The organism is Agrobacterium pusense, from assembly GCF_013285525.1.
Classification (GTDB): Bacteria; Pseudomonadota; Alphaproteobacteria; order Rhizobiales; family Rhizobiaceae; genus Agrobacterium; species Agrobacterium pusense.
On sequence record NZ_CP053856.1, the window covers coordinates 1,502,991 to 1,518,891 of the forward strand.

At 60.1% G+C, this 15,901-nt stretch carries 15 protein-coding genes and 1 riboswitch; of the genes, 6 read left to right on the forward strand and 9 right to left on the reverse strand.

The features are described from left to right. The first annotated feature begins 84 nt into the window (after positions 1-84). Entirely contained in the window at positions 85-1,620 is a 1,536-nt protein-coding gene (pdhS2, locus tag HQN82_RS07400; RefSeq protein WP_173614720.1) for a two-component system sensor histidine kinase PdhS2, read from the forward strand. A gap of 60 nt (positions 1,621-1,680) precedes the next feature. Here the strand turns inward: pdhS2 and HQN82_RS07405 are convergent, their stop codons facing one another. Together HQN82_RS07405 and cobT are read right to left on the reverse strand one after the other, a co-directional pair. Next, positions 1,681-2,085 (reverse strand): diacylglycerol kinase, encoded by a 405-nt coding sequence (locus HQN82_RS07405; RefSeq protein WP_173614721.1) that lies wholly within the window; start codon positions 2,083-2,085, stop codon positions 1,681-1,683. A gap of 8 nt (positions 2,086-2,093) precedes the next feature. After that, positions 2,094-3,128, reverse strand: coding sequence for a nicotinate-nucleotide--dimethylbenzimidazole phosphoribosyltransferase (gene cobT / locus HQN82_RS07410; protein WP_004442543.1), 1,035 nt, complete (start codon positions 3,126-3,128; stop codon positions 2,094-2,096). A 153-nt stretch (positions 3,129-3,281) separates the two neighbouring features. Here cobT and HQN82_RS07415 point away from each other — a divergent pair, with 153 nt between their 5' ends. The 4 genes from HQN82_RS07415 (at position 3,282) to ribB (ending at position 6,053) form a co-directional block, all read left to right on the forward strand. Next, the gene (locus HQN82_RS07415) at positions 3,282-4,067 is read left to right on the forward strand and encodes an adenosylcobinamide-GDP ribazoletransferase (protein WP_202048997.1); all 786 of its coding nucleotides are present in this window, start codon (positions 3,282-3,284) and stop codon (positions 4,065-4,067) included. Between the two features lie 19 nt (positions 4,068-4,086). Next, positions 4,087-4,278: a DUF1289 domain-containing protein gene (locus HQN82_RS07420; protein ID WP_006697635.1), complete on the forward strand. Its 192-nt coding sequence runs from the start codon at positions 4,087-4,089 to the stop codon at positions 4,276-4,278. After that, positions 4,275-4,982, forward strand: a complete 708-nt coding sequence (locus HQN82_RS07425) for a TIGR02281 family clan AA aspartic protease (RefSeq protein WP_004442546.1) — start codon at positions 4,275-4,277, stop codon at positions 4,980-4,982. Before HQN82_RS07420 ends, HQN82_RS07425 begins: the two co-directional genes overlap by 4 nt. Before the next feature lie 159 nt (positions 4,983-5,141). Beyond that, positions 5,142-5,291: riboswitch (FMN riboswitch) on the forward strand. A 120-nt stretch (positions 5,292-5,411) separates the two neighbouring features. After that, positions 5,412-6,053 carry a 3,4-dihydroxy-2-butanone-4-phosphate synthase gene (ribB, locus tag HQN82_RS07430; protein WP_004442547.1) on the forward strand — a complete coding sequence of 214 codons (642 nt, stop codon included), beginning with the start codon at positions 5,412-5,414 and terminating at the stop codon, positions 6,051-6,053. Between the two features lie 78 nt (positions 6,054-6,131). On the opposite strand, the gene HQN82_RS07435 is transcribed toward ribB, so the two are convergent. The 5 genes from HQN82_RS07435 to HQN82_RS07455 all read right to left on the reverse strand — a co-directional run bounded on the left by HQN82_RS07435 (position 6,132) and on the right by HQN82_RS07455 (position 12,488). Further along, on the reverse strand, positions 6,132-6,893 hold the full coding sequence (locus tag HQN82_RS07435) for an ABC transporter permease (protein WP_004442548.1): 762 nt from the start codon (positions 6,891-6,893) through the stop codon (positions 6,132-6,134). Further along, positions 6,890-7,816, reverse strand: coding sequence for an ABC transporter ATP-binding protein (locus HQN82_RS07440; RefSeq protein WP_006697634.1), 927 nt, complete (start codon positions 7,814-7,816; stop codon positions 6,890-6,892). The genes HQN82_RS07435 and HQN82_RS07440 overlap by 4 nt, the downstream gene beginning before the upstream one ends. Before the next feature lie 105 nt (positions 7,817-7,921). Continuing rightward, complete coding sequence (locus tag HQN82_RS07445) at positions 7,922-8,743, reverse strand: sulfite exporter TauE/SafE family protein (protein WP_037092974.1); 822 nt, start codon at positions 8,741-8,743, stop codon at positions 7,922-7,924. A 487-nt stretch (positions 8,744-9,230) separates the two neighbouring features. Then, positions 9,231-10,499 carry an extensin-like domain-containing protein gene (locus tag HQN82_RS07450; RefSeq protein WP_173614723.1) on the reverse strand — a complete coding sequence of 423 codons (1,269 nt, stop codon included), beginning with the start codon at positions 10,497-10,499 and terminating at the stop codon, positions 9,231-9,233. A 174-nt stretch (positions 10,500-10,673) separates the two neighbouring features. Next, entirely contained in the window at positions 10,674-12,488 is a 1,815-nt protein-coding gene (locus HQN82_RS07455; RefSeq protein WP_173614724.1) for a methyl-accepting chemotaxis protein, read from the reverse strand. Positions 12,489-12,740: 252 nt separating this feature from the next. On the opposite strand from HQN82_RS07455, the gene HQN82_RS07460 reads away from it, so the two are divergent. Further along, positions 12,741-13,055 carry a DUF1883 domain-containing protein gene (locus tag HQN82_RS07460; protein ID WP_004442557.1) on the forward strand — a complete coding sequence of 105 codons (315 nt, stop codon included), beginning with the start codon at positions 12,741-12,743 and terminating at the stop codon, positions 13,053-13,055. Between the two features lie 80 nt (positions 13,056-13,135). On the opposite strand, the gene HQN82_RS07465 is transcribed toward HQN82_RS07460, so the two are convergent. Together HQN82_RS07465 and HQN82_RS07470 are read right to left on the reverse strand one after the other, a co-directional pair. Next, complete coding sequence (locus HQN82_RS07465; RefSeq protein ID WP_035211375.1) at positions 13,136-14,452, reverse strand: replication-associated recombination protein A; 1,317 nt, start codon at positions 14,450-14,452, stop codon at positions 13,136-13,138. Then, positions 14,449-15,855 (reverse strand): DegQ family serine endoprotease, encoded by a 1,407-nt coding sequence (locus HQN82_RS07470; protein WP_022556525.1) that lies wholly within the window; start codon positions 15,853-15,855, stop codon positions 14,449-14,451. Before HQN82_RS07470 ends, HQN82_RS07465 begins: the two co-directional genes overlap by 4 nt. Positions 15,856-15,901 lie beyond the last annotated feature (46 nt).

A 15,901-nucleotide genomic window follows, 5' to 3' on the forward strand; every position in this document is an offset into this window, starting at 1 on the left:
TGGCAAACAAATCCTTTCACGGCAGCATCTTCTTAAGATTTTGGGCGTAGTCTGCAAGGGTTCATGTCACCCTGCGTTGTAACAATGAGTAAAAGCGTCAGCACGTCCACCGACAAGATCATCGTCGACCGCTCGAAAAAACATCGCAACAAGGCGGTTTTCGACGCGGTGAAGACGACGCGTGAACGCTTGCAGCAAGGTGCAGGCGCAAGCGATGCCTATGAACGCGAGATGCTGACCATGCACATCGCCGAGACCCTGCAGGGCGCGATGATCATGCCGCTTTTCATCGTGCTTGCCTCCATCATTGGCGTTTACATAACCCGCGATATCAGCCTCATCATCTGGTCGCTGGCTGCATTGAGTTTCCACGCCATTTCGCTGATGCTCGCCAAACGGGCTGCAAAACAGGAAATCACCGCCGAAAACCTCCTGCACTGGAAAAATCTTTTTCTCGGAATGCAGATCGTCATCGGGTGCATCTGGGCGATGTTCTCGCTGGCGGAGCCAACGCGTAATGACCCGACGCTCGTGCTTTTCTTCAAGGGCTCGACGCTGCTGATCGCGCTCTCGCTCACCGCCACGGCCAATTTCATGCTGCGGCGGGCAACCTTCATGACTTTCCTGCCGGTGCTGGCGGCTCTGTGCGTCACCTCTGTCTTCTCGCGCGATCCATTCGATGTCGGTCTTGCGCTGATGTTCGGCATGGCGATCCTGTTCTGCCACCGCATCACCAGCCGGCTTTACCAGACCAGCATCAAGCTCCTCTCCTCGCAGACGGAAAAGGACGACCTGATCGCCGAGCTCGAAGTCGCCAATTCGGTTTCCGACGAGGCGCGGCGACGCGCGGAAGAGGCCAATCTGGCCAAGTCGCGCTTTCTCGCCTCCATGTCGCACGAGCTGCGCACGCCCCTCAACGCCATTCTCGGCTTCTCCGAGGTCATGTCCTCGGAGGTGCTGGGGCCGCTCAACAATCCGCTCTACAAGGAATATTCCGGCGATATCCACCGCTCCGGCCAGCATCTGCTCGATCTCATCAACGAAATCCTCGACCTGTCGCGCATCGAGGCGGGCCGTTATGACCTGAACGAAGAAGCGATCTCGATGCTGGAAATCGCCGAAGATTGCATCGGCATGATCCAGCTTCGCGCCCGCGCCAAGAACATCAGGATCTCCCAGCAGTTTGAAAACAGCCTGCCGCAGGTCTGGGCGGACGAAAAATCGATCCGCCAGGTCGTCCTCAACCTGCTGTCCAACGCCGTCAAGTTCACCCCGCAGGGTGGAGAAATTCTCGTAAAGGCGGGCTGGACGGCCGGCGGCGGCCAATATGTGTCGATCAGGGACAATGGCCCAGGCATTCCCGAGGAGGAAATTCCGGTGGTGCTGTCAGCCTTCGGTCAGGGATCAATCGCGATCAAGAGCGCCGAGCAGGGAACCGGCCTTGGCCTGCCCATCGTTCAGGCCATACTCGCCAAGCATGACGGCCAGTTCATTCTGAAATCCAAACTGCGTGAGGGCACGGAAGGCATCGCCATCCTGCCCGCGAAACGCGTGCTCCAGAGCCTGCCCGCGGTCGAAGAAACCCATGCCATCCAGCCACGCCGACGGTCCTTCGCTTAAGGCGCCCACAGGAAAGCGACGCCCGGCTTTCTACCTGGAAATGCCTTGAAGCTGGCAACCTCAGAAGAACAGCGTCGTCACCAGCGAATACAGCACGAAAAATCCGTTCGCCATCAACAGGCAGAAGACGGCAAAGGAGCCGAGATCCTTGGCGTGCCGGCCCACGGAGGAAATTTCCGGCGAAATGCGGTCCACCAGTTCCTCAATGGCGGTATTGAGCGCTTCCACCGAGAATAAAAGCAGCATCAACACCGTGAAAACGAGAAGATGCGCAAACGGCGCGCCCACGACCAGAAGCAGGCCAAGCCCGACGCAGAAGGCAAGAACTTCGTGACGAAAGGCAGCTTCCTGCCAGAGCCGGCCGAGCCCCTGCAGGGAATAGCGCGTGGCAGCGAACAGATGCCGCCAGCCCTTTTCTTTACGAAAGACCGGTTCTGGCGGTGGCATGTGCGGCGTCGCGTCCATCTTCAGCCTCAATGATTGGTGGGCGCGGTGATGCGTGTGTCGACACCTGCTGCCTCAAACGTCGCCATGCCGGAATGGCAGGCGGCGGCGGCCTTGACGATGCCGGCGGCAAGGGCCGCACCGGTGCCTTCGCCAAGACGCATTCCAAGCGCCAGAAGCGGCGTCTTGCCAAGCTTTTCGATGGCTGCCAGATGGCCGGGCTCACCCGAGACATGGCCGATAAGGCAATGATCGAGCGCCGAGGAATTGGCAGCCTTCAGCAGCGCCGCGGCGGCCGTTGCCACATAACCATCTATCAACACGGGAATGCGCTGCACGCGCGCAGCAAGAATGGCACCTGCAATCGCCGCGATTTCGCGTCCGCCGAGACGACGCATGATTTCCAGCGGATCGGACAGGTGGTCCTTGTGGAACTCTACCGCCGCCTTCACCGCGGCAATCTTGCGGGCCATGACGTCACCTTCCGAACCGGTGCCCGGACCGGTCCATTCTTCCGCCGTACCGCCATAAAGCGCAAGATTGATCGCAGCCGCTATCGTGGTGTTGCCGATGCCCATTTCACCGACGCAGAGAAGATCGGTGCCGCCGGCAATCGCCTCCATGCCGAAGGCCATGGTGGCGGCGCAGTCACGCTCCGAAAGCGCCGGTTCACAGGTGATATCGCCGGTCGGGTAATCCAGCGCCAGATCGAAAATCTTCAGGCCGAGATCATTGGCCACGCAGATCTGGTTGATCGCCGCGCCACCGGCGGCAAAATTTTCCACCATCTGCTGGGTCACAGACGTCGGATAGGGCGTGATGCCGTGGCGGGTCACGCCGTGATTGCCGGCGAAGATTGCCACCAGCGGACGGTTGACGGCAGGCGAACGGCCGGACCAGGCGGCAAGCCACATGGCGATTTCTTCGAGACGGCCGAGCGAACCGGCAGGTTTCGTCAGCTGCGCATTGCGCTCCTTCGCCGCAACAAGCGCGTGCGTGTCCGGGCCGGGAAGCTCGCGCAGCAGCGCGCGGAAATCATCGAAGGGCAATCCGCTCATGCTCATGATATCAGTCTCTCTCATAGCCGGTCTGGCTTTCGCATCGGCTCATGCGTCCGGAAACTTGTGTTTTCCGGCAAATCGGTCTTTGTTGCGCCTCTCATAATAGCGGATGCGCCGCGGAACAACCGGAAATGCAGCGACTGCAACGGAGAGAGCATGAAGGCCCGGGATTTTATAACAGATGTCATGCATTCCCTCGCCTTTCTGAGCCGCCTGCCCGTCCCTTCGCGATTCTTCGAAGGCTACTCGGGCGTGCCGATGGGCCGGGCCGCCCGTGCCTTCCCCGCCGCGGGACTGCTGATCGCCCTGCCCGCCGCTTTCCTGGTTGTCGTGTTTGCTCGCTTCGATGCCTCTCCGCAGCTCACCGGGTGGCTCGCCATCGGCCTGACGGCGCTCATGACAGGCGCGCTGCATGAGGACGGGCTTGCCGACATGGCCGACGGTTTCGGCAGCGGCAGGGACAAGGCGCGTATGCTTGAAATCATGAAGGACAGCCGTATCGGCAGTTATGGCACCATTGCCATGGTTCTTTCCTTCGCGCTCCGCGCCACTGCACTCGCCTCGCTGATCGAAACCCTGCCGGGCAAAACCGCTGCCGCCTGTCTGATTGCAGCGCTTGTCACGAGCCGCGCGCTGATGGTGTGGCACTGGCAGTCCCTGCCCGCCGCCAAGACCTCCGGCATCGCGGTCAATGCCGGCCAGCCCGGAGAAAGCGAGCGCAACATCGCGCTGGCCGCCGGGCTTCTTCTCTTCATATTGTTCACGCTGCACGCGCTGCCACTGTTTGAGATCGCGCTTGTGCTGGCGGTGGCGGTCATCGCGGCCATGCTGTTCGGCAGGCTGTGCGAGAGGAAGATTGGCGGCCATACCGGGGATACCATTGGGGCTTGCCAGCAGATCACGGAGATCGTGATTCTCGTCGCACTTGCCCTTGCGGCATGAGGGCCTGATATAAATCACCATGGAAACACCCTGCGTCCAGATCTGTCGCCTCGACACGACCCACACTCTCTGCATCGGCTGCGGCCGCACGCTGGATGAAATCGGCGGCTGGACGGGTTATAGCGACGAGACGCGCCGCTTGATCATGCGCGCGCTGCCGCAAAGATTGGCAAATCTGTCCGAGTCCGCCAAGGAGACACATACCGCATGAACAGACTGACCATCGTTCTCCTTCTGCTGGCCGTCGGCCTTGGCCTGCTCGTCGTTAATCATAATGGTGGCCGAACGCTCGGCATCGATAATGATCAGTTTGCCCAGGTCCTTTATCTTCTGCCCATCGCAGGGCTGCTGTCGGCCGGCATTCTGGCGGGAAGACGCGGCAACTTCGGCACCGTCATCCGGCAGCTCGCCGTCTGGCTCGTCATCATCCTCGGCCTCGTCTCGCTCTATCTCTATCGCTACGACCTGCAATCCTTCGGCGACCGGCTGCTCGGCGGTCTGATGCCCGGCCGCGCCGTCGTGGTGACAACATCGGCAGGCGAGCAGGAAATCGTGCTGCACAAATCCATGAGCGGCCACTTCGAAGCGAATGTCGGGATTGAGGGCAGGACGATCCACATGCTGGTCGATACAGGCGCCAGCTCCGTGGTGCTCGCAAATGCGGATGCGACCGCAATCGGCATCGACACCACAAATCTTCGCTATACCGTACCGGTAATGACCGCCAATGGCCGCACGGCAGCAGCACCCGTCACGCTGTCGGAAATCAGCATTGGCCCGATCGTGCGACGCAACATCCCCGCCCTCGTCGCCCAGGATGGCCAATTGGGCCAGAGCCTGCTTGGCATGAGCTTTTTGTCAACGCTTGGTTCGCTGCAGATGCAGACCGACGAATTGCGGTTGCGGGATCGGTGAGCACTGCCCCCTCGAGATTCATTTCGGGGAGTTTTCTCACGTCCTGGTACCGGAAAGGAAATTCCTCTTCGCGTCTGCAATCGGGATATTCTTTTCACGCGCAACGGCTGCGGCGGGCCATTGCCCCTTGATTCCCTCGCATTTGATAATTTAAGTTGTTGCTGTTCTCAGGGCGGGGCGCAATTCCCCACCGGCGGTATCGGGACTTTCCCGGAGCCCGCGAGCGCTTCCGGTTTCCAAAGCCGGAAGGTCAGCAGATCCGGTGAGAGGCCGGAGCCGACGGTATAGTCCGGATGAAAGAGGACAAGGCATGGGACGCCTGCGCGTTAGCGGGCTTCGTATTGCATTGTTCGCCCAAGGGATATTTGGCGCTTCTCGAAGCGCGAAAATGCCGCAAAACGGCATAACCCTTGAAAGGCTTGAAATAGAATGACAGTTGCCAGAATTGAAGACGCCATTAACGCCATTTCCCGCGGCGAGATGGTGATTGTGGTTGACGACGAAGACCGCGAAAACGAAGGCGATATAATCGCCGCCTCCGACAGCATTACTCCACAGCAGATCGCCTTCATGATGAACCATGCACGCGGGCTGATCTGCGTGGCCATGCCCGGAGAGCGCCTCGACGCGCTAGACATTCCGCTGATGGTGTCGCGCAATACCGAATCCCTCAAGACGGCCTTCACCGTGTCGGTGGATTACATTCCCGGCACCACGACGGGCATTTCCGCCGCCGACCGCGCAAAGACCGTGCGCGCGCTGGTATCGGAAGGCTCGCGCCCCGAAGATTTCGCTCGCCCGGGCCATATCTTCCCGCTGCGCGCCAACCCGCAGGGCGTTCTCGGACGCACGGGCCATACCGAAGCCGCCGTTGATCTCTGCCGTCTCGCCGGGAAGTTCCCCTCCGGCACGATATGCGAAATCGCCAATGACGACGGCACAATGGCCCGCCTGCCCCAGCTCGAAGTCTTCGCCGAGCGCCACGGCCTGCTGGTCGTGACGATCAAGGACCTCGTTTCCTATCTCGAGGGTGAGGTTGTCGAGGAAGTGGCGCAGAAGCAGGTCGCCTGACCTGCGCTCGCGTTGTGCTTTGAATACGAGAACGCCCGGCGCAGACCGGGCGTCGAATTTTCAGGAGAGCGTTTCTGATCAGTTGCGCAGCCGATACCCTGTCTTGAACATCCAGCCGACAACGCCGAGGCATAGCGCCAGAAACAGCGTGATCATCGCCAGGCTGATGACGGGATTGACGTCAGCGATCTCGTAGAAACTCCAGCGGAAGCCGCTGATGAGATAAAGCACCGGATTGAAGTGACTGACCGTCTGCCAGAAGGGCGGCAGCATGTCGATGGAATAAAAGCTGCCGCCGAGGAAGGTCAGCGGCGGCACCACCAGCATGGGAATGAGGTTCAACTGCTCGAAATTCGTTGCCCAGATGCCGATGATGAAGCCGAACAGGCTGAAACTCACAGCCGTCAGCACAAAAAACAGGATCATCATGAACGGATGGGCGATGCTTATATCCACGAAGAACGACGCGGTTATCAGGATGATCGTACCGATCATCAGCCCCTTTGTCGCCGCCGCTCCGACATAGCCGACAAGGATTTCCGTCATCGCCACCGGTGCGGAGAGGATTTCATAGATGGTGCCGGTGAATTTCGGGAAGTAGATGCCAAAGGAGCCGTTGCCGATGCACTGCGTCAGAAGCGTCAGCATGATGAGGCCGGGCGTTATGAAAGCGCCATAGGAAACCCCACCAACCTCCTGAATCCGCGAACCGATCGCTGTGCCGAACACGATAAAATAGAGCGAGGTGGAAATGACCGGAGAGACCACGCTTTGCAGCAGGGTGCGGCGGGTGCGCGCCATTTCGAACAGGTAGATGGACTTGATGGCTTCGAAATTCATTTCTGGCCTCCCACCAGCGAAACGAAGATATCTTCGAGCGAACTCTGCCGCGTGGAAATATCCTTGAAATGGATGTTGGCGGCGAAAAGCGCGCTCAGAACATCGGCAATGCGTCCCTGCTCGCCATTATCCTCGATTTCATAGGTGATGGTGCAGCCATCTTCGGAAAGCGTGAGGCCGAAGGGCGCGAGACTTTCCGGCAAAGTCTCCACCGGCTGGGAAAGCTCAAGAAAAAGCTGCTTGCGGCCGAGTTTCTTCATCAATGCCGTCTTTTCTTCCACCAGCAGCAATTCGCCACCATTGATGACACCCACCCGGTCGGCGATTTCTTCCGCCTCCTCAATGTAATGCGTGGTGAGAATGATGGTGACGCCCTTGGCGCGCAGCTCGGAGACCACATTCCACATGTCGCGGCGCAGGGTCACATCCACACCCGCCGTCGGCTCATCGAGAAACAGGACCTTCGGCTCGTGCGCCAGCGCCTTGGCAATCAGCACACGCCGCTTCATGCCGCCGGAAAGCTCCCGCAGCATGTTGTCCTTCTTGTTCCAGAGCGACAGGGATTTGAGGATGCTTTCGATCAGCTCCGGATTCTTCTTCTGTCCGTGTAGTCCGCGCGAAAAGCTGACGGTGTTCCAAACCGTCTCGAACTGGTCGGTCGTCAGTTCCTGCGGCACGAGGCCGATGAGGGCGCGGGTCTGGCGAAAATCCTTCACCACATCGTGCCCACCAACCAGCACCGAACCGTCACCCGGATTGACGAGACCGCAGATGATCGAGATCAGTGTCGTCTTGCCGGCGCCATTGGGACCGAGAAGAGCGAGTATCTCCCCCTCCCGGATATCGAGGCTGACACCTTTGAGCGCCTGGAAGCCATTTGCGTAGGATTTGGTCAGATTCCGTATCGAAACAATGGCATTCATGGCGAATTCTTTCGAAAAACCGAGTAAGATGAACGCCATATAGACCGCAGAGGTTGCAAATGCCAGCCCGGCGGACTGAACACTGCGTTCGGCGGGAGCGGAAAATCAGCCGTAGACGCTATAGAAAAACTGCGCTGCGACGAAAACCAGAAACACGCCGAAGGCCCGCTCCAGCTGCTTCTTGCTGAGCGCATGCGCCAGCCGTGCACCATAGGGCGCGACGACAAGGGTAATGGGGATCAGGAGCACCACGGCGATCCAGTTGATGAAGCCGGTGGAAAATGGCGGCAGCCCCGCATCGCCCCAGCCGGCCCAGATGTAACCCGCAAGCCCCGGCAGCGAAATCAACACGCCGACACCGGAAGAGGTGGCAACCGCCTGATGAATGCTGCGTCCGTAAAGCGTCATGAAGGTGTTGTTCATCACCCCGCCGCCCACGCCCATCAGCCCGGAAAACAGCCCGATGCCGGTGCCCACCAGAAAACGGGCCGGGTTTGGCGGCAGATCGGAACCGAGATGCCAGCTCGCCCGGTTGAAGATCATCCGGAAGGCAAGCGCGAGCGCGATGAAGGCAAAGATCAGGCGCAGCGCCACACTCGAGGCATAGGCTGCAACAATAGAGGCGAGAACGGTGCCAAGCGGCACGGCGACGACCCAGCCTTTCAGAAGCTCGATATCGACGGCGCCCTTCTGGCGATGCGTCAGGAACGAGCGGATGGACGTCGGCACGATAATGGCGAGAGACGTTCCGAGCGAAAGATGCATTCGCACCGCCTCAGGCACATCCAGAAGTCCGAAGACCTGGTAAAAAACCGGCACCAGCACCGCGCCGCCGCCGATACCGAACAGGCCAGCCAGAAGGCCTGCAACCACACCCGCAGCAGCAAGTGCCGCAGCGAAGATCATTATCTCTGAAACTGGGGGCATGAAGGCAGGCTCCCGAAGGCCGTTGTCACAAACATGTGACGCTCATAGCGTATCAGAAAAGGGCGGCAAGCCATGTTGGCCGCAGGTCAGTACGGCGCGACATCTTTTGCCGCAAATCCGCGCCGGATGGACCGTTCTGTGGGATCGCTTCCCATTTCATGCCCTTGCAAAGACGCCGATATCCCCCCGATAAGGCTGTCTTCTTCAACCGGCCTTCGGGCCGGTCTTTTTTTTGTGGGAATGTGGCGGGCGATTATCGAGCTAGCGGCAGCAAAACATCCTCAAGCTTCGTCATTCCGACCATATCCAAAGATCCGGCGCCTATGTCATCGGCGGCAGCCCTATGACAAGCCGCACTCCGTGTTCGACGTCATCCTCGGCCTTGTGCCGAGTATCGCCAATAGCGGCGTTGCAGATGCTCGGGACAGGCCCGAGCATGACGGAGGAGACGCTTTCAAACTCAGCCGCCAACCTCCAACGGCGCGACTTAATCGCAATGCCTGTAACCTGACTTGCGGGTACGCAGGTCGAAGTGAAAATGGTTCCAGTGGTTGGGATCACTGCCCGGCCCGAGAACGGTGGAGAAATATTTGCAGCTATCCGATCTGACGGCCTTCAGTAGTGCCTTTTCGCGGAAAGCGAAGAAACTCTTCTTGCGGACATCGATTTCCTTGCCGTTCTTCAGCGTGATGGTGCCGATATCGATGGCGTTGCCCCGCGCATGTTCCGACCACGGATTGCTGGAACGGGAATTCATCTTGCGGCAGGAATAACCACCCATCGGCGTTATGCGGCCGACGCCGGAGAGATAGCGGAAACGCGAGGACGGTACGAGTTCGAACTTCACCCATTTCGCAAAGGCAAGCGTAACCTGGCAATTGAGCTTCACCGCCGGACGAACCGCGACGCCGCTGGCGAGACCGCTGAGTTCGATCGGGTAATCGATGCCGCAGGTCGGCCCGTCGGCAATACGGGCGACGTCACGAAAAGCGACACCCAGACGGCGAAGCTCGGCGCGGCAGGCAACCTCCGAAGACGGCATGATGCCGGGCGGCATGGACCGGTCGCTCTGAAGTCCGCCGCGAACGGTCGGATCATTCGGCATGAGCATGGCCACCTCTTCCACCGGCTGGCGGCGGGAGGACGATCCGGGTGGCGGCGGCGGAATGAGCCCGGACTGGCGCCGCGCCGGAGAAACCGCAACCGGATTGTGGGTGCCGATGCCGTCCACCACCGGCTGGGCCGAAGCCCCCTCGGCAATCTCGGCATCCTGCTCCTCCGCCAGTCCCCGCACCGGCTCCACGCCGAGCATGGAATCCATGTTCACGCCGCCTTCGCCCTCGGCAATCTGGCTGCTGGCCATTTGCTGCGGGGGCATCTCCTGGCTTTGCGTCGCCTGCACCGGCAGATTGCCATGACCGCCAGCCGCCATGCGTGCCTGATGCTGTGCGTCGAGGGTGGAATAACCCTGGCCTGCCTGGCGCGTTTGCAGCAGCGGATCCTGCGAAGCATAAGGCTCCGGCATCGGCTGCGATATGGCCGTAGGATAATCGTTGCTCTGTCCGGCCCGCTCAACCTGACGGAAGGCACCTGCCGGCGCGCTGTAGCCCTGTTGCCGCGACGAACGGATTGCGCTCACGCGTGTGGTGCCGTCCACCTCCGCCGGTGGCACGAGGCCCTCCGCCGAACACGACACCATGACCGTGGAAATCATCAGCAACGTCACAAGACGACGCGGAAGGGAAACATACGCCATACGAGAACCTGTACCTTCAGCGGCCGCAATCCGCGGCAATACAGGTCAAATTTTAAAGAAATGAGGTAAACGAAACCTTATTGGTTGCGGGAAATAACGAATGGCTGGTTTTGATAGCCCAAAACAAAGGGCGCAGCCGGAACCGCGCCCTTCATCAGATCGAGACGCCTGAAGTCAGGCCGCCCGCGAAACCTCGCGCTCGGCACCATGTCCAAGTTCGAAGCGCGACAGGAGCGAGCGCAACTGGCGGCTTTCCTCGGCGAGCGTCTGGCTGGCGGCGGTCGTTTCTTCCACCATGGCCGCGTTTTGCTGTGTCATCTGGTCCATGTGATTAACGGAGGTGTTGATCTCCTGGAGGCCAGTGGCCTGCTCCCGCGCCGCAGTGGCGATGGAATTCACGTGACCTTCGACCCGGTTTACGAGCGCCACGATTTCTTCCAGTGCATCGCCCGTGGAGCGGACGAGCGCGACGCCGCCGCCGACCTCCTCCGCCGAGCGATTGATAAGGGTCTTGATCTCCTTGGCGGCATTGGCGGAGCGTTGCGCCAGTTCGCGCACCTCCTGCGCCACCACGGCGAAACCACGTCCGGCCTCGCCGGCCCGCGCCGCTTCCACGCCGGCATTCAGCGCCAGCAGGTTGGTCTGGAAGGCGATCTCGTCGATGACGGAAATGATCTGTCCGATCCGCTTTGACGATTCCTCGATGCGGCCCATGGCATCGACCGCGTTGCGCACGATCTCGCCTGAGCGGCCGGCGCTGCTTTTCGTGTCCTGCACCATCTGCCGCGCCTCATTGGCCCGTTCGGATGCGGTGCGCACCGTGGCGGTAATCTCGTCAAGCGCTGCGGCCGTTTCCTCCAGCGCCGCCGCCTGCTGTTCGGTCCGGCGCGAGAGATTGCCGGTCGCGCCGCTGATATCTGCAGCGCTGTCATTGACGACATGACCGGTCCGGGAAATCGCTTCGATGGCGCTATGGAGCGCACCCACGGCCCGATTGAAGTCCGTGCGCAGCTTTTCGTAGTCGTCGCCGATATCTGTCAGCGAAACAGTCAGATCCCCATTGGCAAGCGCCTCGAGCGCCTCCCCCAGACGCTCCATGGCATGGGCCTGCCGCTCGGATGCGGAACGAAGGACCATCTCGTTGCCCCGACGCGCTTCCTCCAGCGCCCGCTGCTGGTCGGCCTCACGCGCCTGCAGGGCGCTGCGCTCATTGACGCTGTCACGCAGCACCAGCAACGTCTTGGCAATCGCGCCGATTTCGTTCCGGCGATCGGCGAAGCGGATTTCGGCCGTGCCGTCGCCATCGGCGATCTGCTTCATGCTCTGCCGGATGAGATCGATCGGTCGAGTGACGCCACGCACGACGGCGGCGGCCACGGCAATGACGACAAGGCCGGACAAGATGCACAGGCCGATGTTGAAATACGCGTCGCTCCAGAACACCGCTTCGAGGTCGTCGACGTAAACGCCCGTACCCACGATCCAGCCCCAGGGTGCGAAACCGGCGACATGGGAGAATTTCTCCACCGGCTCCGGGGCACCCGGTTTCGGCCAGTAATAATCGACAAAACCCTGACCGCCCGCCTTGACCGTATTCACGAACTCAACGAACAGCGCCTTGCCGTTCGGGTCCTTGTTGGCGGTAAGATCGGTTCCGTTCATTTCCGGCTTGATCGGATGCATCACCATTTTGGGGTGCATATCGTTGATCCAGAAATAACCGCTGCCGTTGCCATACCGCATGGCCGCGATTGTGACCTTGGCCTGCTGCTGTGCCGCCTCCCGCGTCAAGCTGCCGCTTTGTTCCAGGCGATAATATTGATCGAGAATAGCGACGGCCGTTTCGTTCATCGCCGCAAGCCCGGCTTTGCGCTCGCGTTCCATCTCGCCAAAGGTTTCGAACAGGCTGAATGTCAGCGCTGCGGTCAGGATTGCCAGAAACAATGCGACGAGCGCATATAGGCGCATAGATATAGTGACGTTTTTCATATTCCCCCCAACGCCGATGAGTGCACTTCGACCAGCCGATGCTAAGGGGAAAAAATTTATTATGATTAAATACGCCCATTATACGTTGGTATTATGTTCACGGGCGTCGAACACGGCCTGAAATACTCACCATCGCCATTGGCCGCCGGCGGGACAGCCAGTAATTCGATGAAAACCGCTCGAATTTAAAGGCAGCGTTAACCCTGCCTCCCTATCCTCTTTTGCCACAATACCGGTACTTGGAGGCGCGCGATGGCACGGCCGAATTTTCGCTACACGCATTATGACCTGAAGGAATTGCGGGCGGGCACGATCATTGAAGTATCTCTCTCGGCCATCAACAATGTCCGGTTGATGACGGGCGCGAATTTCCAGCGCTTCACCGAATTGCTCGATTTCAAATATCTTGGCGGCGTCGCGAAAAAGTCGCCGATCCGGATCGCCATCCCCGAAACGATGCACTGGCATCTGGTGATCGATGCCGACGGGCATAACGGCCTGGCGGAATCATCGGTCAAGATGCTGCCGGCGCAGCCGCAGGCCGCGCCTCAGCGCAAGGCATCCTGACTTATTTGAAAAAACAATGCGATAGCGCAGTTTCGCGATTCTTTTTGGCAAGCGCCTGAATCATTTTGTGAAGATGAGGGCTAACGCGATTCCCGCTCGCGACGCAGTTTCGCCCACCAGTCGAGACGTTTGCGGATTTCGCGTTCGAAACCTCTGTCCGGTGGATCGTAAAAGGTGGTCCGCCCCATTTTTTCCGGGAAGTAATCCTGACCCGAAAAAGCGTCCGGCTCGTCATGATCGTAACGGTAGCCGTCACCATATCCCTCGCCCTTCATCAGCTTGGTCGGTGCATTCAGGATGTGTTTGGGCGGAACAAGCGAGCCATTTTCCTTCGCGGCGCGCATCGCAGCCTTGAAGGCCGTATAGACGGCATTCGATTTCGGAGCGGTGGCGAGGTAGACGCAGGCCTGCGCCAGCGCAAGTTCACCCTCCGGCGAACCAAGATAATCATAGGCATCCTTGGCAGCATTGCAGACGGCGAGCGCCTGCGGATCTGCAAGGCCGATATCTTCCACCGCCATGCGCACCAGCCGCCGGCCGATATAGAGCGGGTCCTCGCCGGCATCGAACATGCGGGCGAGATAATAAAGCGCGGCATCCGGGTCCGATCCACGCACCGACTTATGCAGCGCGGAAATGAGATTGTAGTGGCCGTCCTGGCTCTTGTCGTAGACGGGCGCACGGCGTTGCACGATGCGCGTGAGCCCTTCCGTGTCGAAGGTTTCATCTTTCCGCGCCGCGCGCCAGACTTCTTCGGCAAGCGTCAACACCGCGCGACCGTCGCCATCGGCCATGCGGATCAGGCTTGCGCGTGCATCCTCCGTCAGTGGCAGGGGCTTCTGCTCCGCCTCCTCCGCGCGCTTCAGAAGCTCGCTGAGACTGTCCTCGTCATGCGATCGAAATGTCAGGACACGGGCCCGCGACAACAGAGCGGCATTCAGTTCGAACGAGGGATTCTCGGTGGTCGCACCCACCAAAATAATGGTGCCGTCCTCCATGACAGGCAGAAAACTGTCCTGTTGCGCACGGTTGAAACGGTGAATTTCGTCGACGAAAAGCAGGGTCTGGCGACCGTTCATGCGCCTTGCACGTGCCGCTTCGAAAACCTTCTTGAGATCGGCGACGCCGGAAAAGATCGCTGATATCTGTTCGAAAGCCAGCCCCGCCTCGCCGGAAAGCAGGCGGGCGACCGTCGTCTTGCCAGTGCCGGGCGGCCCCCAGAAGATCATCGACCCCAGCGAGCCGCTATCGATCATGCGGCGCAGAACGCCCTCCTCGCCCGTCAGATGCGGCTGACCGCTTACTTCCGCCAGCGTCTTCGGGCGCAGGCGATCGGCGAGAGGCCGCCGGTTGGCGACCTCCACCGGCACTTGCGGGGCGAAGAGATCGTCACTCATCGGAGGAACTGCCGGATACGCTGCCCGTCACGCAGGATTTCCACCCGCCAGAAACCAGGATTGTCATCCAGCGCCTTTTCGACAGCGGCCGTGGAGCCGATATCTGCGCCGTTCAATGACAGGATCACATCTTTCGGCAGAAAACCGACACGATAAGCCGGCGAGCCACGCTTCACATCGGTGATGACGACACCCGTGACCTGCGAGGGCATGCGCAATTCGTCAGCAAGCTTCGGCGAAAGATTGGCGACGGTCGCGCCGGCGAACGGATTGCGGCCTTCGATCAGCCGTTCGTCGCGGGGAGCGGTCTCGGGCGCAATATCAAGTGCAATCGTCAGCTTCTTTTCCTTGCCTTTGTCCATGACGGTCAGTTCAGCAGATTTGCCTATGCCGGCCGTGGTCAGGCGGTAACCGAGCGCATCGGGATGCTCGACCTCCAATCCGTTGACCGCAGTCACCACCTGGCCCGGCTCTATGCCGGCCTTTTCCGCGGGGCTGCCTTTGACAACGCTGACGACCAGCGCTCCCCGGGCGCGATGCAGGCCAAGCGCCTCCGCGACATCCGAAGTGACGGGATCGAAGGTCGCGCCAATGTAGGGCCGCTGGAAGTTCGCATCGCCCCGTTCAGCAGCAGCCACAAAAACCCGGACCAGATTGGCCGGAATAGCGAAACCGATGCCGTTCGAGCCGCCGCCCTTGGAGAAGATGGCAGTGTTGATGCCGATCAGCTCGCCAGCCATATTCATCAGCGCGCCGCCGGAGTTGCCCGGGTTGATGGAGGCGTCGGTCTGGATGAAGAAGCCGAAATCGCCCTGCGTCACCTGGTTGCGGGCAAGGCCCGAGACGATGCCGCTCGTCACCGTCTGACCGACGCCGAAGGGGTTACCGATCGCCAGCACCAGATCGCCGACTTCGATCTTGTCCGAATTGCCGAGCGGCAGCACCGGGAACTGCTCCTTGGCATCGATCTGCAGCACGGCAAGATCGACCCGGTCATCTTTCATGAGAACCTTGGAGGAAAATTCGCGCCCATCCGCAAGCGCCACCTTGATGTCGTCAGCACCGTCAATGACATGATTGTTGGTCACCACGAGACCGCCGGCTGTAACGATGACGCCTGAACCGAGCGACGACTGCTTTTCCGTGCGGTTCGGCATTTGCTGCCCGAAAAACTGTTCGAAGAAGGGATCACCGGCGAAGGGCGACAACCGCCGCTGCACGATGCGTTCGGCATAGACATTCACCACCGCGCCGGCGGTGCGCTTGACCAGCGGCGCGAAGGAAAGCTGCATTTCCGTGTGGCTGGACGGCACGGTCCTGTTGTCCTGCGCCCGGGCACCCGCTGGCAGGAGAATGAGCGCGGCGAGAAAGCCGGTGGACAGATACTTCAACACGCTTCGCATGTGATTCCTCATCGTCATCAGTATGATGGAGTTATAACGTCAAAGC

What these genes read in the sequence shown, in the direction of transcription:
- pdhS2 (WP_173614720.1), top strand. Translation starts at nt 85, where the DNA reads ATGAGTAAAAGCGTCAGCACGTCCACCGACAAGATCATCGTCGACCGC.
- HQN82_RS07405 (WP_173614721.1), bottom strand. Translation starts at nt 2,085, where the DNA reads ATGGACGCGACGCCGCACATGCCACCGCCAGAACCGGTCTTTCGTAAA.
- cobT (WP_004442543.1), bottom strand. Translation starts at nt 3,128, where the DNA reads ATGAGCATGAGCGGATTGCCCTTCGATGATTTCCGCGCGCTGCTGCGC.
- HQN82_RS07415 (WP_202048997.1), top strand. Translation starts at nt 3,282, where the DNA reads ATGAAGGCCCGGGATTTTATAACAGATGTCATGCATTCCCTCGCCTTT.
- HQN82_RS07420 (WP_006697635.1), top strand. Translation starts at nt 4,087, where the DNA reads ATGGAAACACCCTGCGTCCAGATCTGTCGCCTCGACACGACCCACACT.
- HQN82_RS07425 (WP_004442546.1), top strand. Translation starts at nt 4,275, where the DNA reads ATGAACAGACTGACCATCGTTCTCCTTCTGCTGGCCGTCGGCCTTGGC.
- ribB (WP_004442547.1), top strand. Translation starts at nt 5,412, where the DNA reads ATGACAGTTGCCAGAATTGAAGACGCCATTAACGCCATTTCCCGCGGC.
- HQN82_RS07435 (WP_004442548.1), bottom strand. Translation starts at nt 6,893, where the DNA reads ATGAATTTCGAAGCCATCAAGTCCATCTACCTGTTCGAAATGGCGCGC.
- HQN82_RS07440 (WP_006697634.1), bottom strand. Translation starts at nt 7,816, where the DNA reads ATGAATGCCATTGTTTCGATACGGAATCTGACCAAATCCTACGCAAAT.
- HQN82_RS07445 (WP_037092974.1), bottom strand. Translation starts at nt 8,743, where the DNA reads ATGCCCCCAGTTTCAGAGATAATGATCTTCGCTGCGGCACTTGCTGCT.
- HQN82_RS07450 (WP_173614723.1), bottom strand. Translation starts at nt 10,499, where the DNA reads ATGGCGTATGTTTCCCTTCCGCGTCGTCTTGTGACGTTGCTGATGATT.
- HQN82_RS07455 (WP_173614724.1), bottom strand. Translation starts at nt 12,488, where the DNA reads ATGAAAAACGTCACTATATCTATGCGCCTATATGCGCTCGTCGCATTG.
- HQN82_RS07460 (WP_004442557.1), top strand. Translation starts at nt 12,741, where the DNA reads ATGGCACGGCCGAATTTTCGCTACACGCATTATGACCTGAAGGAATTG.
- HQN82_RS07465 (WP_035211375.1), bottom strand. Translation starts at nt 14,452, where the DNA reads ATGAGTGACGATCTCTTCGCCCCGCAAGTGCCGGTGGAGGTCGCCAAC.
- HQN82_RS07470 (WP_022556525.1), bottom strand. Translation starts at nt 15,855, where the DNA reads ATGCGAAGCGTGTTGAAGTATCTGTCCACCGGCTTTCTCGCCGCGCTC.